This is a genomic window from Ancylomarina euxina (assembly GCF_003863355.1).
GTDB classification, from domain to species: Bacteria; Bacteroidota; Bacteroidia; order Bacteroidales; family Marinifilaceae; genus Ancylomarina; species Ancylomarina euxinus.
The window spans coordinates 1-22,327 of the sequence record NZ_QQWG01000011.1; the positions used below are offsets into that span (position 1 = coordinate 1).

The 22,327-nt window shown below is 36.2% G+C and carries 15 protein-coding genes and 1 tRNA gene; 8 read left to right on the forward strand and 8 right to left on the reverse strand.

Translation table 11 applies throughout. The annotated features are described in order from the left end of the window. Positions 1-303: 303 nt before the first annotated feature. A complete protein-coding gene (locus tag DWB61_RS11400) occupies positions 304-642 on the reverse strand; it encodes a rhodanese-like domain-containing protein (protein WP_125031040.1) in 339 nt (112 codons plus the stop codon). A gap of 358 nt (positions 643-1,000) precedes the next feature. Between DWB61_RS11400 and DWB61_RS11405 the strand changes: the two genes are divergently transcribed. Together DWB61_RS11405 and DWB61_RS11410 are read left to right on the forward strand one after the other, a co-directional pair. Next, on the forward strand, positions 1,001-1,366 hold the full coding sequence (locus DWB61_RS11405; RefSeq protein ID WP_125031041.1) for a BlaI/MecI/CopY family transcriptional regulator: 366 nt from the start codon (positions 1,001-1,003) through the stop codon (positions 1,364-1,366). A gap of 2 nt (positions 1,367-1,368) precedes the next feature. Beyond that, positions 1,369-3,336: a biopolymer transporter ExbD gene (locus tag DWB61_RS11410; RefSeq protein WP_125031042.1), complete on the forward strand. Its 1,968-nt coding sequence runs from the start codon at positions 1,369-1,371 to the stop codon at positions 3,334-3,336. 56 nt (positions 3,337-3,392) lie between these two features. Here the strand turns inward: DWB61_RS11410 and ahr are convergent, their stop codons facing one another. Both ahr and DWB61_RS11420 read right to left on the reverse strand, forming a co-directional pair. After that, the gene (ahr, locus tag DWB61_RS11415) at positions 3,393-4,400 is read right to left on the reverse strand and encodes an NADPH-dependent aldehyde reductase Ahr (RefSeq protein WP_125031043.1); all 1,008 of its coding nucleotides are present in this window, start codon (positions 4,398-4,400) and stop codon (positions 3,393-3,395) included. An 839-nt stretch (positions 4,401-5,239) separates the two neighbouring features. Beyond that, positions 5,240-6,478, reverse strand: a complete 1,239-nt coding sequence (locus DWB61_RS11420; RefSeq protein WP_125031044.1) for a RidA family protein — start codon at positions 6,476-6,478, stop codon at positions 5,240-5,242. 456 nt (positions 6,479-6,934) lie between these two features. Here DWB61_RS11420 and DWB61_RS11425 point away from each other — a divergent pair, with 456 nt between their 5' ends. From DWB61_RS11425 to DWB61_RS11440, 4 genes are all read left to right on the forward strand, one after another. Further along, on the forward strand, positions 6,935-7,492 hold the full coding sequence (locus DWB61_RS11425) for a recombinase family protein (protein WP_156190240.1): 558 nt from the start codon (positions 6,935-6,937) through the stop codon (positions 7,490-7,492). Positions 7,493-8,499: 1,007 nt separating this feature from the next. Next, on the forward strand, positions 8,500-8,736 hold the full coding sequence (locus DWB61_RS11430; protein ID WP_125031046.1) for a hypothetical protein: 237 nt from the start codon (positions 8,500-8,502) through the stop codon (positions 8,734-8,736). A 37-nt stretch (positions 8,737-8,773) separates the two neighbouring features. Continuing rightward, the gene (locus DWB61_RS11435; RefSeq protein WP_125031047.1) at positions 8,774-9,064 is read left to right on the forward strand and encodes a helix-turn-helix domain-containing protein; all 291 of its coding nucleotides are present in this window, start codon (positions 8,774-8,776) and stop codon (positions 9,062-9,064) included. A 10-nt stretch (positions 9,065-9,074) separates the two neighbouring features. Beyond that, positions 9,075-9,932 carry a reverse transcriptase family protein gene (locus DWB61_RS11440; protein WP_125031048.1) on the forward strand — a complete coding sequence of 286 codons (858 nt, stop codon included), beginning with the start codon at positions 9,075-9,077 and terminating at the stop codon, positions 9,930-9,932. 209 nt (positions 9,933-10,141) lie between these two features. On the opposite strand, the gene DWB61_RS11445 is transcribed toward DWB61_RS11440, so the two are convergent. From DWB61_RS11445 to folB, 3 genes are all read right to left on the reverse strand, one after another. Then, entirely contained in the window at positions 10,142-10,771 is a 630-nt protein-coding gene (locus DWB61_RS11445; RefSeq protein ID WP_125031049.1) for a hypothetical protein, read from the reverse strand. Between the two features lie 110 nt (positions 10,772-10,881). Next, positions 10,882-10,955 (reverse strand) — tRNA-Cys (locus DWB61_RS11450). Between the two features lie 117 nt (positions 10,956-11,072). Continuing rightward, positions 11,073-11,426, reverse strand: a complete 354-nt coding sequence (gene folB, locus DWB61_RS11455; RefSeq protein ID WP_125031050.1) for a dihydroneopterin aldolase — start codon at positions 11,424-11,426, stop codon at positions 11,073-11,075. Positions 11,427-11,741: 315 nt separating this feature from the next. On the opposite strand from folB, the gene DWB61_RS11460 reads away from it, so the two are divergent. Beyond that, positions 11,742-13,451 (forward strand): glutamine--tRNA ligase/YqeY domain fusion protein, encoded by a 1,710-nt coding sequence (locus DWB61_RS11460; RefSeq protein WP_225423384.1) that lies wholly within the window; start codon positions 11,742-11,744, stop codon positions 13,449-13,451. A gap of 876 nt (positions 13,452-14,327) precedes the next feature. Here DWB61_RS11460 and DWB61_RS11465 read toward each other — a convergent pair. Beyond that, positions 14,328-16,883 carry an adenosylcobalamin-dependent ribonucleoside-diphosphate reductase gene (locus tag DWB61_RS11465; protein WP_125031051.1) on the reverse strand — a complete coding sequence of 852 codons (2,556 nt, stop codon included), beginning with the start codon at positions 16,881-16,883 and terminating at the stop codon, positions 14,328-14,330. A 374-nt stretch (positions 16,884-17,257) separates the two neighbouring features. Continuing rightward, the gene (locus DWB61_RS11470; protein WP_125031052.1) at positions 17,258-18,487 is read right to left on the reverse strand and encodes a 3-deoxy-D-manno-octulosonic acid transferase; all 1,230 of its coding nucleotides are present in this window, start codon (positions 18,485-18,487) and stop codon (positions 17,258-17,260) included. Positions 18,488-18,736: 249 nt separating this feature from the next. On the opposite strand from DWB61_RS11470, the gene DWB61_RS11475 reads away from it, so the two are divergent. Then, a complete protein-coding gene (locus DWB61_RS11475; RefSeq protein ID WP_125031053.1) occupies positions 18,737-22,180 on the forward strand; it encodes a hypothetical protein in 3,444 nt (1,147 codons plus the stop codon). Positions 22,181-22,327 lie beyond the last annotated feature (147 nt).

The following is a 22,327-nucleotide window of genomic DNA, read 5'->3' on the forward strand; positions in this document are numbered from 1 at the left end:
TCGTGTCCTATCTGATTTACCCTATGGGATTACGGTTGAATTTTGGGCGTTCCCAATCTATGGCTCGGTTACCCTTCCCATTTGAGCCTTATATCAGATTTCTGTTCGTTAGAACATCGACTTTGCTAATGGCTTCCTTCAGATTTGTAGTCACCTATAACACCCTTGCCAATCGCTAGTACTTCCTATCAACTCGGCGTACACAGGAACTTACATCCTGCTAGTATATCACCATGCCCGACATACTAAAAAAAGCTCAACAAATTCAATTGTTGAGCTCTTTAAATATTTTTGTGATTAAGCTTATTTCGTACTAATCTCTTTGTGCCATCGGTTAATCCCACCTTTTATATGAGCAGTTCTGTGGAATCCTCCCTTTTGAAGGTAGCGCCTCACTTGCTTGCTTCTGAAGCCTAAATGGCAAAATATAACCAAATCCTTATCCTTAGGCAAAGTCCCCATCATCTCAGGTATCTGCCCCATAGGAATGTGAATAGCATTCTTTATCCCTCCTTGTGCCAATTCGTGCGATTCACGAATATCAATAAGCAGAATATCATCTCGCTTTTCCATTTCGCTTACAAGCTCAAGAGGTGTATAACTCGTTTTTGGGGCATTATCGTTATTGAAAAAAAAACTCATAGTCTATAATTTTAAATGAAACACTTTTCAAGCCTCAGTAGTTCCTTACAACCTCATTCCAGCTTGTTCTAACAAATATAGAAAATTTCATGAGCCTTAAGGGTTTTATAGAGAAAAGTTGAGAGAATTTCTAACTTAAATTTTGTTAACGCAACTGAGAAATAGGTTGCTTAAGCCTAATAGAATAAAAAAATAAAATCATAAATGAAATTCATTCTGCAAGCTCCTAAAACAAAGGATTTAGTTAATCACAGCATTACACATAAAGCAGTAAAACAAAGATTTAAGTAATGAGAACTGCAAATTTTAGTTGTATAACTAGATTTTATAGTTATATTTGATTTAAAATATTCGCATTATGAAGAAGCTAACACAAAAGGAAGAAGAGATCATGCAATTGTTTTGGGCAGAAGGCCCCATGTTTGTTAAAGATCTTCAAAAGAAGTATCCCGATCAGAAGTTGCATTACAATACCTTATCTACCATGGTGAGGGCTTTAGAAGAGAAAGGTTTCATTAATCATGAATCTTTCGGTAAAACACATCGCTATTTTGCTGCGATTAGCGAAGCCGATTACCGCAAAAAAACTTTAGGTAATGTGGTTCAAAAATACTTCGACAATTCGTACCAACGCGTGGTTTCCATGTTTGTTGAAGAAGAGAATTTATCGCTTGACGAGCTTAAAAAGCTGATTCAGGATATCGAAAACAATAAAGAAAGCTAATTATGCTCATCTTCATAACTTATATGATAAAGGTTGGTATTAGTTTGGCATTCTTTTGTGTGTTATACAAGCTATTACTAAACAGGGATGCCAACCACAGATACAAAAGACGAACGCTTTTACTATCAGTTTGTGCAGCCTTTGCCATGCCTTTAGTGGCGCATTTAATTCCAGCAAACGAAATCAGCTCAACTCCCATCCAAAAAGTTCGGGAAATGATTGAAATGCCTTTGCTCGAAACAGCTGTTATCAGTTCACATCAAAAACAAACCCTAGTAGAAACATCTGATTCTAACTCAATAAACTGGGCGGCAATAGTCTACTGCAGCATTCTAAGCATGCTTTGTATTCGTATGATTGTCTCATACCAAAGTATTTTAAAATGGCTGAAAAAAGCGACCATAAAAACCTATAAAGATATCCTAGTGGCAATAGTTAGCGATGCCATTCAGGCTTTCTCCTTCTTGAATTACATTGTACTTTCGAAACAGGATTACGAACAGAATAAAACACCCATTCTTCTGCACGAAGAAGCACATATCCGATTGCATCATTCATTTGATGTGGTCTTAATCGAACTGGTTTGTTATTTGCAATGGTTCAACCCCTTTGCATGGTTACTCAAAAAGGAACTCAAACTGGTTCATGAATTTCAGGCCGATCAGGCCGTACTCAACACTGGCATCGATGCAACACAATATCAATTGTTGATTTTAGAAAAAGCTGTAGGCAAAAGACGTTTTGCTTCAGCGAATCATTTCAAACAAGGTTCAATTTCAAAACGATTAAAAATGATGAAAAAGAAACAAATTAAACGATGGGGCGTTGCAAAAGCACTATTCTTTTTACCCATGGGGCTTTTACTTTTACAAGCCTTTACACAACCAGAAATCATTAAGAAAGTCAATACACTACCGCCTCTTATTATTCAAGCAGATAGTAGTGAAATTTGGCTAAGTTATTGGACAGTCGATAATCTACCTCAAAATAGTCGTATTGTAACGAAGTATGCCAATATGGGCGAACAAGGTATTGTATCGGAAGCTTTCCGAATCAAGCAAAGAAACGTTTTAGTAATGCTTCAGAACAGAAATGGAGACCATCTCATCAATGGACAAGTTGTTGAAAAGAAGGAAGTTGAAGCTATTATAATCAGTTTTCTGAAAGGGAATGACTATTGGGGAAGAGTGGGGCCTGAAATGCAAAAGGTGAATTTGAATGATGAACAACAAGCTCTTATAAGTAAAGGTGTTATTTCTTTTATGTACGATAGAGGCACAAAAAAATCTGACTTCGATTTTACGCTTAAGGCTCTTGGGAAAGCTTACCTTAAAGTTAGAAAAGAGAAAGCGCAAGCTTTATTTAATAGGGACTACTTCCAATTAGATAAGACTGAACGTTCTCATATCGACAATATTGTTCCCATTAGAGTTTCAGTACCTCCTAGTAAAAACACTGGAAATTCGTCAAATATACCCGAGAGAGTTCCACAAGTTTCAAGTCAAAAAGCTTCAAACTCGATAATCTATATCCAAATAACTAATGAAAGTATTTTTCTAAACGGAAAAGCATGCCCTATCAACCAGCTGGGCGAAAAACTGAAACCCATTTTGGATAAGAACCCAAACTCAGTTGTAAGCTTAAAAGCAGATAAGAACACAAAAATGGGAATCATCACCGATGTGAAAGTAGAATTAAGAAAAGCTAGTGTTAAGAAATTAAATTACTCAACATCTGCAGCTCAAACCATTAAATTAAATGTGACTAAGGATGGCATTTCCTTTAATAATAAGCTTTGTACTATGGATCAGCTTGCACTTAAACTAAAACCGTATTTGGAGAAAAACCCTAATGCTACGGTCCAATTTAGTTCAAGAAAAGACATTAAACAGGGAATCTTGAACGACTTAATAAAACAGTTACGATTAGCTGGGGTCTCAACAATAACCTATTTAGTCGAAGAATCATAATTCATTTTCAGGTATGATAAAAAAACGAGTTCCATTAGGATCTCGTTTTTTATGAATTAAACCTTAAGCACAATTCGATATCTAGCCTTTCCTTTTTCCAAATGCGTCATAGCCTCATTCACTTTAGACATAGGAAACTCTTCTACGATAGGATAAATATCGTGACGAACACAAAATTCCAGCATCTTAAGAGTTAGTGCAGGACTTCCCAACGGGCTACCAGCAACCGATTTTTCACCCATTATCAAGGAAAAGGCGGGTATGGCCATGGGTTCTAAAACCGCTCCCACATTATGAAACCGACCTTTGGGAGCAAGGGCAGATAGATAGGCGTTCCAGTCTAAAGTTACATTGGTGGTGTTCAGGATAAAATCCAAACTTCCCGCAATGCTTTCCAATTCTTCAGGCTCTCTGGAATTGATAATTTTGGTGGCCCCCATGGCAAGTATTTGCTCCTTTTTATCTGGGTTTGAGCTAAAAGCAATCACCTCGCAGCCCCACTTATTCAAGAATTTTAAGGCCATATGCCCCAGTCCTCCTATGCCAATAACACCAACACGATCAGTGGCTTTTACGCCTGCTAATAGAATAGGATTAAATACGGTAATACCACCACAAAGTAAAGGGCCAGCTTTTTTCATGTCGATGCCCTTAGGAAGTGGAATCGCCCAGGACCAATGTCCTCTGACGTAATCAGCAAAGCCACCATGTCGCCCTACGATGGTTCCTTCTACTGTGTTACACAGATGATGACTCCCATCCATACACTGTTTACAGTGCATACAGGATGCCGAATTCCAGCCCAAGCCTACTAAATCACCTGGTTTAAGTGTTTTCACATCGTCCCCCACAGCAGCAACCTCACCCACTATTTCGTGCCCGGGAACAAAAGGGTATTGGGTCATGCCCCATTCATTATTCAACATGCTTAAATCGGAATGACAAATACCACAATAGTGCACCTTGATGTCCACCTCATCGCGACCAAGTTCTGCCAACTCGTATTCAAAAGGTTTTAGTTGTCCTCCTACCTCACTTGCTGCATATGCATTTACTTTCTTCATAATTCGATTTTTTTTAATTGAATTAAGCTTGAATTAACAAGACTTAATGAGCCTGAAAATTCGAGTCCATTCAATTTACCGAAAAAAGAAACAGGAATAAAAAATACTTGACGGACTGGTCTTTTACCTAAACGAATCGGATCTACTAAACAAATAATTTAAGAGCAGCAGAAAGCGATTTTCAATGTCAGAATAGGACAAATATTAATAAATTATACCAAATTAAGATCAAAACGCGTCTTATGAAATATTGATTCGCAAGCTCAGGAGGGCTAAAGCCGTACTTTTCAGCTATATCTTCGTTAAAAAAGATGCAAGGTAACTCGGCTATCTTTTACTTTTTTGCTGCTATATTGTTTTGGGTGGGTGAATTATTTTTAAAGCATTTTTTTACTTGTTCTTTTGTCTTGAAACAAAAGAACCAAAAATTCAAGAGCCGCGATTTTCTCAATCTTAAAACTGCCTGTATGATAAGTGCAGCCGGGTGATTTCCTCGGCAAGCTCGGAACTTCCCGGTTTTACTAATCATCCATTGGGTTTATAAGATCTCTTAAATCAATGCTCAATAATTACAGCTATAAAAAATACTACCATTTAATTGTTTAAACTTCACCCACTATATTCAATATAGAACCAATTTTTTGCCTTGATCTAGCTAAAAATATTTCATTTTGCTTAAAGCCAGTTTTGATATTAAATTGGTATTAGTTTTATGGGTAAGCAAAAAATATCCAATCTGCAGGAGAAAATAAACCACGAAAAAACCCATCCGTGAATTTTCACAGATGGGCTTTCATTTTGACTTTTCTTTCAAGATCTGAAATAAAAAATAGATCTTCTTATTTCGCTGGAGGTGTACCTTCAGCGTTAGAGACAACGGCATCAATTTGTACCAAAGCATCCATAGGGATAGCTGAAACACCAATGACTGTTCTTGCAGGAAGATCGCCATTGAAGAATGTTGTGTAAACTTCGTTTACGGCATCAATATCTGCGATATTTTTCAGTTGGATATTTATTTTAACTGCATCGTCCATAAGGTGATCAACACTTTCGATAATTGCCTTGATATTTTTCAGGCATTGTTCAGCCTGCTCTTTTACTCCACCGGCAACTATTTCATTCGTTTTGGGGTCCAAAGGTAACTGAGCTGAAATATGATTGTAATGAGAAAAAGCGACAGTATGTGAATAAGGAACTTTGGGTGCATTTTCCGTATTGCTTGCTTCTATAACGAGTAGACTAGTGTCTTCAGGAAGTTGTGGGGGTGTACCATCACCGTGTGAAATAACGGTATCAATTTGTACCAAAGCATCCATAGGTAAAGCTGAAGCGTTGACGGTTGAGCGTGCAGGAACATAGTTTGGGAAAAATTTAGCACAAACTTCGTTTACGGCTTCAATATCCGAGATGTCTCTAAGGAATATCGTTGTTTTAACGACATCATCCATAAGGTGGTCAATACTTTCTAAAATTGCTTTAATGTTATTTAAACACTGTTCAGTCTGTTCTTTTACACCACCAGCTACTATTTTACCCGTTTTAGGATCGATCGGTAATTGAGCTGAAAGATTGTTATAATGAGAAAAAGCAACAGTCTGTTTAGATACCGAACTTTTGGGTGCATTTTTCGTGTTTCTTGAAACTTTTATCAGAGCACAAGGTGCTTGTGGAGCTGTACCTTCACCGTTTGAAATAAGTGCATCCATTTGTACCAAAGCATCATTCAAAGGTAAAGCGGCAACTGCAACTATCGTGCGTGTAGGACGAGAGTCTTGGAAGAATGTTGCATAAACTTCATCTATTGCGTCAATATCGGAGATATTCTTAACGAATACATTGATTTTAACGACATCGTCCATTACGTGATCGATACTTTCTACAATTGCTTTAATATTAGCCAAGCACTGTTTTGCCTGCTCTTTCACATCATTACCTACAATTTGACCAGATTTTGGATCGATAGGTAGTTGAGCTGAAATATTGTTGTAATGAGAAAAAGCTACAGTTTGTGTAGATACAGAACTTTGGGGTGCATTTTCCGTGTTTCTTGAATTTTTTATGATAACGCCACTCATATTAATCTCTCTTTTTAGTGTTTATTAATGTTGTTTTTTATTGAGCGCTAAACATAGTGAAAAAATGAACGATTTTGCATAAAAACAATTAATTTCAACACTTTACAAATAGATTAAAAACTGAAAATAACAGCTTGTTGATCATATTTCCATTTTACCAGAAAACATAGGCTTTGCAGAGAATAAGTGCAGATACTAAAAGCCGATTTAAGCAACCTGAAACCTATTTTCAGTATTTATTTAAATATTTAAGTGAGAATGCAATTCCCATTGTCGTTCCATATGAATGTGCAAGCTGTTTTATTTCTTCATAATCTTTTTCAGATGCACTATAAGTATTGCTTAAACGGATATAATCAGCTTAATTCTTTTGGTATTCTCCATTATGACTTCGATCGAACCATTCTACAATAATCGTTTTATTATGGGATCCGCCTTTGCTTCTTTGCTGAAAATTTGAAGATCAAAATATCGGCGTGGTTTGTCGAAAATGAATCAGGCGCAAAATTGAATCGCCCAGAGTTATTTCGATTATTGGAATTGGCCGAGGAAGGAGATGCTATACTGATAGAGCAAATTGATAGGATTACAAGATTGTCAGAAAGTGACTGGCAAAAGTTGAAAAGTATCATCATTGGTAATAAACTAAAAATAGTATCAATGGATTTACCCACTAGTTACAACTTCGCCAAATCAACCGATGAGTTTCAAACACGAATACTTGAAGCTATTAACTCTATGATGTTAGATATTTTGGCGGCTACAGCTCGAAAGGATTATATAGATAGGAGACGTAGGCAATCAGAGGGAGTGAAAAAAGCAAAATCACAAGGCAAGTATAAGGGTCGCCCAGAAAATATTGAACTTCAAAGAAAAATTGAAAGCTTGCTCAATGATCGTAAGAGCTACAATCATATTCAGGATATGCTGAGCTGTTCACGTCACACTATATCAAAAGTTAGTAAAAGGCTAAAAGAACATCAGGAATCTGAAAATAATAAAAGCATTGCCTAAGAATTATATAGAGTATAAGAATTTTGCAATTCGAGCAATTTAAACGGGTTTTTCAAGTGTTTTTATAAGCTCATTAATCACAGATATTAAAACCTAGTTTAGTACCCCTTTTGAAAAGTATCATAAATATCCTGCAAAGCCCATTAAATCGGGCTTTCTGTTTTGATGTAAGCCATCCTTTCTATGTTTTGACTATAGGGAATATCTAAGATATTTAAAGCTGGGTTTCGGGCTTAAAAGACTGGGTGTTTCAAAGGTTCTTAAATCTCATTAATCGCGGATGTAAAAACCTAGTTTACTACCCCCTTTTGAAAAGTATCTTTAATATCCTGTAAAGCCCATTTAATGGGCTTTTTGCTTTATTGTAAGCCATCCTTTCTATGTTTTGACTACAGGGAATATCTAAGATATTTAAAGCTGGGTTTACTTATTAGTGCATCATATTTGAAACAAATAATAATCAATTGCTGTTATCTCTCCAACTATGGTTGGATATCAATACCTTTTCAAAATAGATGTAATAAATAATATCTATATGATTGTTTTAATTAGTAAGGTGTATTTTAAGTAATATTCTAATAAAATCAGCTTGTGATTATCTGATTATATTGCTCATAGAAAATAAATGTCAATTTTATCGATTATTTTATTGCTCACAGAAATATTTTGCGTATATTTGTATTGTAGTTCTTTGAATGTTTGTGTAGTGAGCCCGAGAGTTTTTTTTTAAAACTATTGAAGAGGGTTTTTCCCTCCACCCGTAATGGGTATTTGTGACGGCAACAAGAAACCTAACAACTGATCAGATGTACGACTGAAAGACGCGCAGAAGACAGAATTAGAATGATTGAACCCCTAGCAGAGTTGCTTTAAGACTGACCTAATTGGTATTAGAGTTTTTTTTAAGCAGGAAATCGAGAAGTGTCTAGGACTGTATCCTATATGGGTTCACACAGCTAATTAAGCAGGTAGCATAGTGCTTCCCTTGTTAATAAATACGATATAGTATGAAACACAAACACAGAATTGACCAACTCCAAAACGGAGTAAAGTCAATACTCGCAAAGAGCGGGTACGCGTTCTCGGAAGAGGATAAAACTTTATTAGAAGCAATTCTATTAGAGTTGGAAGAGATGTCAAACAACGAAACGGACAATAGTCCAAACGAACTTTTGAAAATACTCTCCCTACTTCTAAGATTTTTGAAATTCTTCGGAATTGACGATATCATAGAGTTATTCTAATTCCGCACTTCTCATTTATTTTTAACCAAATATTGATATGAATATAGGTAATGCCATAAAAGATTTAAGACAGCAAAAAGGTTTTAAGCAAACTGATTTTGCTGTTAAATGTGGTTTATCACAATCATACCTTTCTTCAATTGAGAAAGGCAGGAAAGAGCCTACTTTAAGTATTTTAAAGCAAATTGCCAATGCTCTTTCTATTCCAATGCCAGTATTAGTTTTCTTTTCACTTGACAAAGAAGATATTGCTGAATCTAAGCAAGATGCCTTCAACATGTTAGAACCTTCAATTAAAGGTTTAATAAGTGATGTTTTTATTTCCTAATTAATCAGAAATGAAAAAAAGGATAAAAGACTTAGCTTATGCTTTAAAAATTAATAAAGACTTGCTACTCCAATTATCTTCTTCTCTTGATTCAGATGAAAGCAAATTTTACAGAAATTGGGATGAGCCTAAGACGGATGAAAAGAAACAACCAAGATTTGAGAATGGAGTTGCATTAACAAGGCCAATAAATGCGCCCATAAACGATTTGAAATATGTTCAGTTCTTGTTATTGAATAATGTTTTATATGAACTTAAATTACCTGAATACTTTTTTGGTGGCTTAAAGAAAAAAGATGCAGTTTTAAATGCACGTTGGCACCAAGGAAATAAATATTTTTTTCTTACCGATTTAAAAGATTTTTACGGGTCAGTTCACTATACTAGTATCGAAAAAGCTCTTAGAAAGGAAGGTTTTTATCCTGATGTTGCAAAATTAATAACTCGAATCTGCACTAAAGAAGGAGCTATACCCCAAGGCTGTCCTACTTCTTCATTTATAGCAGCTTTAGTAGTTTACCATAGCTGTGGAGACCTTTTTGAAAAATACAAAACCGAAGGATTAAAAGTTTCGGTATATGTAGATGATATTACATTCTCAAGTCCTGTTGATTTTAAGAATAGGACATCCAAAATTTTAGAGGAATTGCGGAATCGCGGATTGAAAATAAATTTCAAAAAGACTTATTATTGCACACACAATCCCAAAGTTACAGGGATTCAAGTGAAGAATAATGCTATTAGTCCATTAGATCACACTTTTGAACGTTCGGTTGATTTAACGATAAGTGAGGCTTCGCGAAATGGTCATCTTCAACGGATTAAATACGTAAAGAAAATTTCAAAAATGAAAAAACACAAACCCTAATAATGTTTATAACTAATGTCAATTTGCTACTAAACTTCAATTTTTAAGCATTTGATAAATCTAGTTCTTAAGCCGAAAGATAAGCGCTTCTAGATCCACTACTAATAACACACAAAACGTAAACCAATATTTATAAGGGGATAAATAAGGGTATATTTAAATATTTCAACGTCCATAACCATTAAGTTTTCAACACTTAACTTCGATTCTTAACTATTTTTAGATTCCTTCTTTTGTTGTTCAAATTTTATGAACTCATCTTTATAATAGTTTGCTGTTTTTTCATCATCAGAAAGGATATCCGTGATCAATCTATTTAACATCTCCGATGAAGTTCCAATATCATCTTCTTTTATATCATCTCTACCATCAAATTTAGGGTTTGAAGGAATCTCTACATTCATTATCCACCATTTTTCGATCTTTATCTTAAGAGTTATGAGATCTTTAAATTGTTGAGGAAGTTCATCAACACCCTCAAATAACAAGCCCATCATTTCATGAGTTAACTTATTTCGAAATTTCCTTAATTGGTGAAACTTAGCAATATCTTGTTCACATATTGCGTTCATTTCCTGAAGCCAAATTAATGATGCATTTAAAACATTCTTATCTTTTACCAGAACATTTTTTTTATAACCTAAACAGAATTTATCTTCATTTTGGGCAAATCCCGTATTATAAAAGGATTTTACTTCGTCTACAACATAATCCTTAAAAGTTTCAAAAAAGGCAATGTAAATTGAAATAGAAGTTAGATTTTTTTTGAAATTTTGGGGATCTAAAAAATTAATCCACTTATCAAAGTTGTCTTCATCCATAACTTTCGGTTCTTTCATCATAAGTTATTCTGTGAGCTTAATTGATTAGCAAAATGGCAACAAAAACGGCAACACTCAGAAACAACAAAGCCGTAATTCGTTATGAATTACGGCTTTGGAAATTTACTTGGAGGTCTCTGGCGGATTCGAACCGCCGTAGACGGTTTTGCAGACCGGTGCCTAGCCACTCGGCCAAGAGACCCTTTTCTCCTTAAGAGCGATGCAAAGATAAGTAATAAAGAAAATACTTTACAAACTTTTTAAAGCTTTTCTAATATTTTTTTTCTTCAATTCTTGCAGCTTAAAGAGAATCAAAAACTTATCGACTTAAAGTTAAGCTCACTTTCTCAATTTGCCCGCCCATAGGGGGGTTCATTTTCGAAACCTTAACCGTAGCATGCTCCAATTCTGGAAATTTAGCGTAAAGCATATCCAATAAACGTTGAGCAACATGTTCCAGTAGGTGAGACTTAATTTTAAACTCTTCCTGAATCATTTCGTATGCTCTTTGATAATTGAGTGCATCGGCAATGGCATCAGAAGCGGCTGGTTTTTCAGCATTATACTCCATACGTACCGATACGATAAACTTATTACCCACCACTTGCTCTTCAACAAAACAGCCATGATAGCCGTAAAACTCCAATCCTTCTAATTCTATAATTCCCTTCATTTTTTTAGATCTAAGATGTGAGATAAAAGACGCTGAGATTAAAAAACAACCTCCTATTTTTATAGCTCACGTTCTAAATTTATGATGGCGAATATAGGACAATTTTCTATAAGCCTGATTCAAATTCATCCTCTCGTACAAATTCATGGAGGTGTGGCTGTTTTATTAAGTGAAAATCTCTACTTTTGTCAGTTCGAACCCTTTATACCTGCTATGACAGTTACAAAGTGCATATAGGTAAGGATTAGGGCAAAACAAGGCGAGATTCTGAAGAATCTCAGGCAATACATTGAATCATCTAAAATTGAATGAAGTATGGATAACAAGACTATGAATGAGGAGAACACTAAAGAAGTAAAATCTCTGAATTTTATCCAGCAGATCATTGAAGAAGATCTGAAAAACAATGTCAATGATGGTAGAGTACACACCCGCTTCCCACCGGAGCCAAATGGTTACCTACACATTGGACATGCAAAAGCAATCTGCCTAAACTTCAGCCTTGCCCAACAATACCAGGGGAAATGTAACCTACGTTTCGACGATACAAATCCTGTAAAGGAGGATACCGAGTACGTAGATTCTATAATGGAAGATATTAAATGGCTAGGTTTTAAATGGGATGGTGATCCGTATTACACCTCTGACTATTTTGAGCAGCTATACGATTGGGCTGTGAAATTGATAAAAGATGGTAAGGCTTATGTTGACGACCAATCAGCAGCTGTTATTGCAGAGCAGAAGGGTACACCAACAACTCCAGGAACTGAAAGCCCATTCCGTAACCGCTCAGTTGAGGAAAATCTTGATCTATTTGCTCGAATGAGAGCTGGTGAGTTTCAAAATGGAGAAAAAGTTTTGCGAGCTAAAATTGATATGGCATCGCCAAACATGCACATGCGTGATCCTTTGATGTACCGTATTTTGCATGCTCATCATCACCGTACCGGTGACGCTTGGTGTATTTACCCAATGTACGATTATGCTCATGGCGAGTCGGATTATTTGGAAGGTATTACCCACTCAATTTGCACACTTGAATTTGAAGTTCACCGTCCACTATACGAATGGTTTGTTTCTAATATCACAGATACAGAATATCAGCCTAAACAACGCGAATTTGCTCGTTTGAATCTGAGTTATACTGTCATGAGTAAGCGTAAGCTTCTTCAATTGGTAACAGAGAAGCATGTGTCTGGATGGGATGACCCACGAATGCCAACCATCTCTGGTTTCCGTCGTAGAGGTTATACGCCTGAGTCAATTCGTAATTTTGCTGATACCATTGGTGTCGCTAAACGTAATAATGTGATTGATGTTTCCCTTTTAGAGCATTGTATTCGCGAAGACCTGAATAAAACAGCACCTCGTGTGATGGCTGTTCTAGATCCGGTTAAATTGGTTTTAACCAATTACCCTGAAGGACAAGAAGAATTCCTAAGCATAGAAAATAACCCTGAAGATCCGGAATCGGGTACTCGTGAAATTCCTTTCTCAAGAGAGTTATATATCGAGCGTGAGGACTTTATGGAAGATGCACCTAAGAAATTCTTTAGAATGACTCCAGGTCGCGAGGTACGTCTTAAAGCGGGCTATATTGTGATGTGTGAAAAAGCAGTGAAAGATGCTGATGGTAACATCACTGAAATTCACTGTACCTACGATCCATTAACAAAATCGGGCAGTGGAACTGAAGAAAGCAAGCGTAAAGTAAAAGGAACACTTCACTGGGTTTCTGCTAGACATGCAGCTAAAGCGGAGGTCAGAATTTACGATCGCTTATTCAACGACGAAGCTCCAGATAGTCATAAGGAGAAAGATTTCTTGGAATTCATAAACGAAGATTCACTTCAGATCCTTGATAACTGCTATGTGGAACCAAGCTTGAAGAATTCAAAAGCTGAAGATCATTTCCAGTTTACTCGTTTGGGTTATTTCTCAACAGATAAGGACACAACAACTGATCGACTGATCTTTAACCGTACGGTTTCTCTTAAAGACTCCTGGGCGAAAGCAAAGAAATAATAGAGATTCAACATCTCGTTCACTATTTAAAATCCGGTCTAACGATCGGATTTTTTTTGTTCAAACCATTCATAAAAACAAACTTAAACCACTAATTTTTAATGAATAGCCGTATGCCCTACCTTCTTAACATTTTGTTGCAAGTCCAGTCTGCCGTGAGGCGTGCTACAGTTGCTTCAAAGGAGAGTCGATAAGGAGCAGACTGACTTGATTTTTGATTCGCGAATATAATTTAGGGTGCTCATATTCCCTCCGGGGGAGCTGACTTTTTGATCTAAGCAGAAAGTAATACCAAATTAAGATCAAAACGCGTCTTATGAAATATTGATTCGCAAGCTCAGGAGGGCTAAAGCCGTACTTTTCAGCTATATCTTCGTTAAAAAAGATGCAAGGCAACTCGGCTATCTTTTACTTTTTTGCTGCTATATTGTTTTGGGTGGGTGAATTATTTTTAAAGCATTTTTTTACTTGTTCTTTTGTCTTGAAACAAAAGAACCAAAAATTCAAGAGCCGCTATTTTCTCAATCTTAAAACTGCCTGTATGATAAGTGCAGCCGGGTGATTTCCTCGGCAAGCTCGGAACTTCCCGGTTTTACGAATCATCCATTGGGTTTATAAGATCTCTTAAATCAATGCTCAATAATTACAGCTATAAAAAATACTACCATTTAATTGTTTAAACTTCACCCACTATATTCAACATAGAACCAATTTTTTGCCTTGATCTAGCTAAAAATATTTCATTTTGCTTAAAGCCAGTTTTAATATTAAATTGGTATAAGAACCCAGCGGCTTGAGTGAAAAAACAAATTCTCTTTAAGAACAAAAAAGGACGTTCATAACGAACGTCCTTTTCAATTTTATTGTTCTAAATATTTATCCACATTTAGACGTTCCACATGATTGACAAATCAGGCAACCTTCCTGATAAATCACATGCTCCGAACCACAATCGGTACAAGTCATACCTTTAGCTTGAGTTCCGTTTGGAATGTATTTTTTAAGAGAACGTTCCACACCATTTTTCCATGTATTGATGTTTTCGCTATCCAATTGTAAGCCTGAAATCAAATTCACAACTTGCTCAATTGGCATACCATGACGTAATACACCTGAGATCAATTTAGCGTAGTTCCAGAATTCCTTATCGAACTTATACGAAAGACCTTCGAAAGTCGTTTTAAAGCCACGCTTGTTGCTGTATTGGAAGTCATATCGTGTATTCCCTTCCTCATCCTTACGCTTAAGAATAAACCCTTTATTTACCGACTTTGGCAATAGAATCCCTTCCTCATCGTCCTGAATACCTGTAAAAATCTCATATGGCTGTCCTTTATAAAGACCAATAATTGCAATCCATTTCTCCTTATTATTTTGGAAACGTACCACTTCAGCCTCTAATTGTTCAGGTCGCTTTTCAGGCATGATTTTTCCACTCGCTTCTTCTTTCTTGTCATTAGCAATTAATACCCCAGAACGAGAACCATCACGATAAACGGTGCAGCCTTTACATCCACTCTTCCATGCTTCTACATATAGATCACCTACAAGCTCTTCAGAAACATCGCTAGGTAAATTTACAGTTACACTAATTGAGTGATCTACCCATTTCTGGATACGGCCTTGCATACGCACTTTTTGCAACCAGTCTACATCATTCGATGTGGCTTTATAGTATGGAGATTGTTTTACCAACTCATCAACTTCCTCATTGCTATAATGTCTTGCTGTTTCAATACCATTAGCTTCCATCCAAGTCACAAATTTATGGTGGAATACCACAAATTCTTCCCAACAATCACCTACCTCATCGGTAAAATCAACACGAACATCCTTATCGTTTGGATTCACTTTTCTACGACGCTTGTAAACCGGTAAGAATACAGGCTCAATACCTGATGTTGTTTGCGTCATCAAACTGGTCGTTCCTGTAGGTGCAATGGTCAAACACGCAATATTACGTCGACCATACTTAAGCATATCGTCGTACATCTCAGGAGCAGCCTCCTTCAAGCGTAAAATAAATGGGTTTTTGCTTTCTCGTTCAGCATCGAAAATCTTAAATGCACCACGATCTTTAGCTAAATAAACTGATGCTCGGTAAGCTTCAATCGCTATAACTTTATGAACCTCTTCAGAGAAATCAGTCGCAGCTTCGGTTCCATATTGCAAGCCCATAGCTGCAACCATATCCCCTTCGGCAGTGATACCTACACCAGTACGTCTTCCCTCGTTGGCTTTTGTTTTGATATTGTTCCAAAGATTGCGTTCTACACGCTTTACTTCTGGCTCTTCGGGATCCAATTCAATTTTTTCAATAATTGCATCGATCTTTTCTAGTTCAAGATCAATAATATCATCCATAATACGCTGAGCCATTCCAACGTGCTTCTTAAACAAATCGTAGTTGAAGCTAGCTTGAGGCGTAAAAGGATTCTCTACATAACTGTATAGATTGATAGCTAACAAACGACAACTATCATACGGACACAATGGAATCTCACCACAAGGGTTTGTTGAAACTGTACGGTAACCAAGATCGGCATAACAGTCAGGAACCGATTCTCTTTCAATAGTATCCCAGAATAAAATTCCTGGTTCTGCTGATTTCCAGGCATTGTGAACAATTTTCTTCCACAATTTACCCGCATCAATATCTTTAGTGTATTTAGGATTCTCAGCATTAATTGGATATTGTTGAGTGTATTCTTTTCCTGCAAGAACAGCCTCCATAAACCCATCGAGAATTTTAACAGAAACATTTGCTCCAGTAACTTTTCCCTGCTCCATTTTGGCATCAATAAACTCTTCCGAATCTGGATGCTTTACAGAAACACTCAACATCAAAGCACCACGACGACCATCCTGAGCAACTTCTCTTGTCGAGTTCGAGTAACGTTCCATAAATGGGACAATACCTGTTGATGTTAATGCTGAATTCTTAACAGGTGATCCCTTTGGACGGATATGTGACAAGTCATGACCAACACCTCCACGGCGTTTCATCAACTGCACTTGCTCCTGGTCAATTTTCATGATGCCACCATACGAGTCAGAGTCGCCATTATTACCAATTACAAAACAATTAGATAAAGAGGCAATCTGGAATTTATTTCCAATACCAGACATTGGACTTCCCTGAGGTACGATGTATTTAAAATCTTTTAATACATCAAAAATTTCATCTTCAGACAGCGGATTCAAGTACTTTTTTTCAACACGGGCAATTTCACTTGCAATACGACGATGCATATCGTCTGGTGTCTTCTCATAAATATTGCCATAAGAATCTTTTAAGGCATATTTATTCAACCAGACACGAGCTGCTAGTTCATCTCCTCTAAAATAATCAAGAGAGGCTTTAAATGCTTCTTCTGAAGCAAAAGTTTGCTTTGTAACCATCGGCTCTCGTTTCTTGTCTTTGACTGTCATAATCCTATTAATTGTAGATGTAAATGCGATAAGCAGTTTACATAAAAGAGATAAGACTCTGTTTTTTTCCTGCTTTAATTTTATAATATGCAATTTAGTTATCGTTTTCCAAACCAACAATACCAACACAATAAAATAGAAGAAAGTTATCCACAATTAATTGTTAATAATTTGACAATCAGTAATTAATAATTTCCAAAAACTCGAAAAGTTTTCCAAAAAGAAAACATCTAGATAATGCAATACGTTCCGAACGTACTGAAAATAGAGACTTTCAGAAAAAAATCACTTGAAAATCTATTTAAAATAAGATTAAGGTTTTTAAAACAACACTAACAAGCTGAAATCGTGAAGAAAGATAGGTTTAGCTTAAACTAAAACTTTATTGTGTTAAGAATCTTGTCTGTCGCACCTCTCATCTCATCAACGTATTTTTTTGAAGAATCGCCAGATTTTTTTCTCAGACTGACATCTTTGTGATAAGAATCGAGAAGGCTATTTAACCGCTCATAGTTTTCATAGGTATGAGCTCCTCCCAGAGCAAGAAGATCAATTGCTTCTTTAAATTTGTGGTAATTCGGGCCAAAAATAACAGGCATGCCATAACAAGCCGCTTCAAGCGTATTATGAATCCCTCGCCCAAAACCGCCTCCTATATAAGAAATATCGCCATAACGATACAAAGAAGACAAAACTCCAATACAATCTACAACCAGAACTTCTGCAGCATCAATCTCAGATTTTGTAGCTGTAGTAAATCGCACGTAAGGTTTCTCAATACCACTCACAATATTTTTGATATGACTCTCATCAACCTCATGAGCGGCTATAATGTATTTATAATCATTTTCTGATGTGTTGATATATGCAATAATATTCTCCTCATCTTTTGGCCAGGTACTTCCTGCAATCATTACAGGTCGGTTTTGAGCAAAATCTTCAAGTTGAGGCAAAACCTTAGCCTGCTTAGCAATGGAATAAACACGATCGAAACGTGTATCTCCTGCCAGGCTCACATTTTCAAATCCAATGCCCTTAAGTAACTCTATCGACTCCTCATTCTGAACAAAAAAGTGTGAAAAAGCTTTTAGTATTTTCCTATAAAGTCCTCCGTAAGGCTTAAAAAACATCTGATCCTGACGAAATATAGTTGAAAAAATATAGGTAGGAACCTCTAACTTTCTAAGTTCATTCAAATAATGATACCAGAATTCATATTTAATAAAGAAAACCATTTTAGGGTCTATCAATCGAATGAATTCCTTTGCATTTCGCTTTGTATCTGCTGGTAAATAGAAAACGTAATCCACACCCTCATAATTCTTGCGAATCTCATAACCTGATGGCGAAAAGAAAGTCAATACGATTTTATAATTGGGATATTTCTCCTTGAATGCTTCTATTACCGGCCTTCCCTGCTCAAATTCGCCTAAGGATGCAGAATGAAACCAAACCATATTCGTTTCACCCTTTACAGCCTCCTCTATCTTTTTAAGAATATCTTTACGCCCCCTAACCCATTGTTTCGCCTTAGGGTTAAATAGGGATGCTACTCGAACCAATAACGAATAGAAGAAGATAGATAGATTATAAAATAGAATCATGAGTCAAACAATTTAGGATCTAAAAAATCGTATTAGATGTAAACGACATCTTATTTATCAAACAAATAAGGGTAAAAGTTAATCAATATCAACTAATCGTATATTTCACATTGCAAAACTAAACATTTTTAATGTCCATCTATCTACTCTAAAAAAATTATCCCCAAATTAGTACGTTGAATTAACCGTTCAAAACTTGATAACTCCAACAATAGAAGCTGAACCATTAACTCCCTTAATACCGATCTTTTGAAACGAATTCTGTTCTTTTGCTTTTTTCTTATTCTGTGCACAGCCAGCTATGCTCAGAAGACAAGCAATATCAGAATCCGACAGATTGACATCTCAAAAGATAGCATTCAGCTCGATTCTCTACTGATATTACCCACAACAATAAAACTATGGGTCACTAATGAATTATTGGATAGTACCTATTATCAACTAAACCTAGCTAAAGGCATCTTTATTCCCAAAGAGAAATTAAAAGCTAAAGGATCTCAAGCCAAAATCACATATCGGGTTTTCAATTACAAAACAGCTCAGGTACTTTACAAACATCATCCCAATGAAATCAATCAGCCTGATGTGATCCGAAACAAACACTATTCTCTAGCTCAAAATCATAGAAATCAAAAAAATGAGTTCAAATCCCAACTCAACAAACAAGGCAGTTATACCCGAGGTTTATCCTTGGGAAACAATCAGGATGTAGTGAGTAATTCGAACTTGAATCTGCAATTATCTGGCAAGCTTAGCGATCATGTCAATATACTTGCCGCCATTACTGATGACAACATTCCTATTCAGCCCGATGGCAATACACAGCAAATACAGGATTTTGATCGCATTTTTATTAAGCTATTCAACGAAAAGCATGAACTGACCTTGGGTGATTATCAAATAGAGAACGCTACTAAATCTCACTTTTTAAGGTTCAGAAAGAAGGTTCAGGGAGGGCAATATCAAGGTCTCGTTTCGGATGGGAAGAAAACTAAAATTCATACGCAAATAAGTACTTCCATTGCCAAAGGAAAATTCAACAGGATGGAGATTCAAGGCCTTGAAGGCAATCAGGGTCCATACAGATTATTTGGAACAAACAACGAAACTTATATTATTATCCTTGCTGGATCAGAGAAGATTTACAAAGATGGAAAACTACTAAGCCGTGGTGAAAGTCAAGATTATAGTATCAATTACAATACCGCAGAGCTGAGCTTCAATACCAATCAACCTATCAATCGAAACTCCAGAATTATTGCTGAGTTTGAATACTCCGAGGAAAATTACTCAAGATATTTAATTTATAATAGCACCGAAATAAACAGCGAAAATGCCAGCTTCCATTTCAATTTCTATAACGAACAGGATAATAAAAACAACACCATCAGCCAGAACTTAAACGATGATCAAAAACTCTTACTAAGTCAGTTAGGTGATAATCTGCAAGCTGCCATTACACCTCAAATTCAAACTGTCGAATTCACAAATGAACTGGTGTTATATAAAAAGGTTATCCATCAAATTGATGGGCTAGATTATGAAACCTATGCCTACTCGACCCAAGCGGAAGAAGCGATTTACCAAATTCGCTTTTCGTATGTGGGTGACAAAAAAGGAAATTATAGGCAAATTGAATCCTCGGCAAATGGCCGGGTTTATGAATGGGTGGCTCCGATCAATTCGATTCCTCAAGGTGACTTCTCCATTAACTCACAACTGGTCGCTCCTGAAAAACATCAGATGATGAGCTTCGGTGGTCAATTTGAACATTCGGAGCACGCCAATAGTCAATTTGAACTCGCTTTAAGCAATAAGGATCTCAACACTTTCTCTTCCAAGGATGATAAAAACAATAAGGCAATAGCCTTTATGTTCGAAAGCCATAGAAAAACCTTTTTAAAAGATACAAACCAGCTATTTAATACTTCTATCGTTTATAATTATCTGAGTAATAACTTCGAAAACGTTGAGAAATTCAGATCTCCCGAGTTCAATAGAGATTGGAATATTCAGGAGCAAACAAGCAAGAGTCAGGAACATTTTGTAGAGCTTAAAAATACATATCAAAATAAAGTCAGCAACTTTACTTACGAAATTGCTGCCCTAAATCAGTCATCGCGATTTAAGGGCTTACGACAGAATGCCATCGCACAATATCACAAAAATAGATTTGAGTTAAATTGGAGTGCAAGCTTATTAACAAGTAATCAAAATGATACAGAAACCAAGTTTTTCAGAAATAATATGGCTGCCCTTTATAAGCTAAAAGCGATCAATATAGGTTTAGTACAGTATAGTGAAAACAATCAATGGAAAGAAAAAACCAATCAAAATTTACTAATTAATAGCTTTGCTAATAAAACCTACAAGGTCTACATAAAAAGCCGTGAAACCAATCAAAATCAATTTGAAACCTTTTATCAGTATCGTAAGGATTTATTGCCTTGGGAAGGCAAAATGAGCTCCCAAAGTGAGTCCGAAGATATTGGTTTTATTCTTTGGTTAAAAAAGAACAAGAAAAACCAATTAAAACTGAGCAGTAACTATCGAAAGCTTCGGATTCTGAATCAGGAAATCAGCAATGAAAAACCTGAAGAAAACTTTCTTGGAAAACTAGAGCACCGATCAAGAATTCTAAAAGGGATACTTAGAACATCCACCTATTATGAATTGGGTTCTGGGCTGGAGGCTGATCGGATCTACTCGTACTTTGAAGTCAATGCAGGACAAGGCGTTTACAAATGGACCGATTACAATAATAATGAAATCAAGGAGATCAATGAATTTGAAATCGCCAGCTTTAAGGACGAAGCCAATTATATTCGAATCTCAAACATCACAACCAACTATCGAAAAGTTTATACCAGCGAGTACCGTCAAAGCCTAAACATCCAACTGAAGTCTCTTAAGGGGAACTCCAGGCTTTCAAAGTTCGCCTCAGCAATAAGCAACCGCTTTTCTTATAGAATCGCTAAGAAGAGTACAGATAATGATTTCAACCTTTATGGCAATCCTTTCTCTTCGACACAAAGCAATGCCAATATCATCTATCGAACTTCCTCTCTACAAAATACCTTTTCGTTTCATCCGAAAAAGTCGAAGGTGACTTATGACTATATCTATTTGGATAATGAAAGTAAACTTCTCTTAAATAATGGTTTTGAAAAAAGTCAACTAAGTCAAAATGGCTTACGACTGATTTGGAAAAAACAGGATTGGCAAATTAGTAATCGATTTGATCAAGGAAATAAAAAACGGGGCAGCGAAGTTTATTCCAGCAAAGATTATAAGTTGAACTATCTTAAAAATCTATTAAAACTCAAATATCAAGTCGGACGGGATTTTCAGCTAGGATTCGAATACCTCTTCAAGAATAAAGAAAACAGGTTGAATATTGAAAAGTTAGAATCTCATGACTTAGGATTGGAAGCTCAGCTTTCACTAGGGAAAAAGAAAAATTTGAATGCCTCGGTACATTACCTTATCCTAACTTATAATAGCGATAGTAATAGTTCGATTGCCTACGAAATGCTCGAAGGCTTTTTACCTGGTAATAATATGACATGGCACCTAAATTATCAGCAGCAACTATCGAAGACATTTCAAATGAATATCAACTACAGAGGAAGGCAAGCCGAGGGAAATACAGCAATTCATGTGGGAAGTGTGGAATTAAGAGCCTATTTCTAAAAAAAAATCAAAGAGGCTAATATTCATTCTTTAACTTATTACTTCTTGCTAACAAAACTTCAACACAATGATTTATTGCACGATGAGAATTCGTTTGAATAAATCACCCTCACGTCCTCTACCTTTCAAGCCACAAAGAGCAGACAG

Excerpts from the sequence above, each read along its gene's own strand:
- DWB61_RS11470 (WP_125031052.1), bottom strand. The coding sequence starts at position 18,487 with ATGATTCTATTTTATAATCTATCTATCTTCTTCTATTCGTTATTGGTT.
- DWB61_RS11420 (WP_125031044.1), bottom strand. The coding sequence starts at position 6,478 with ATGAGTGGCGTTATCATAAAAAATTCAAGAAACACGGAAAATGCACCC.
- DWB61_RS11405 (WP_125031041.1), top strand. The coding sequence starts at position 1,001 with ATGAAGAAGCTAACACAAAAGGAAGAAGAGATCATGCAATTGTTTTGG.
- DWB61_RS11440 (WP_125031048.1), top strand. The coding sequence starts at position 9,075 with ATGAAAAAAAGGATAAAAGACTTAGCTTATGCTTTAAAAATTAATAAA.
- DWB61_RS11400 (WP_125031040.1), bottom strand. The coding sequence starts at position 642 with ATGAGTTTTTTTTTCAATAACGATAATGCCCCAAAAACGAGTTATACA.
- DWB61_RS11465 (WP_125031051.1), bottom strand. The coding sequence starts at position 16,883 with ATGACAGTCAAAGACAAGAAACGAGAGCCGATGGTTACAAAGCAAACT.
- folB (WP_125031050.1), bottom strand. The coding sequence starts at position 11,426 with ATGAAGGGAATTATAGAATTAGAAGGATTGGAGTTTTACGGCTATCAT.
- DWB61_RS11430 (WP_125031046.1), top strand. The coding sequence starts at position 8,500 with ATGAAACACAAACACAGAATTGACCAACTCCAAAACGGAGTAAAGTCA.
- DWB61_RS11435 (WP_125031047.1), top strand. The coding sequence starts at position 8,774 with ATGAATATAGGTAATGCCATAAAAGATTTAAGACAGCAAAAAGGTTTT.
- DWB61_RS11460 (WP_225423384.1), top strand. The coding sequence starts at position 11,742 with ATGGATAACAAGACTATGAATGAGGAGAACACTAAAGAAGTAAAATCT.
- DWB61_RS11410 (WP_125031042.1), top strand. The coding sequence starts at position 1,369 with ATGCTCATCTTCATAACTTATATGATAAAGGTTGGTATTAGTTTGGCA.
- ahr (WP_125031043.1), bottom strand. The coding sequence starts at position 4,400 with ATGAAGAAAGTAAATGCATATGCAGCAAGTGAGGTAGGAGGACAACTA.
- DWB61_RS11445 (WP_125031049.1), bottom strand. The coding sequence starts at position 10,771 with ATGAAAGAACCGAAAGTTATGGATGAAGACAACTTTGATAAGTGGATT.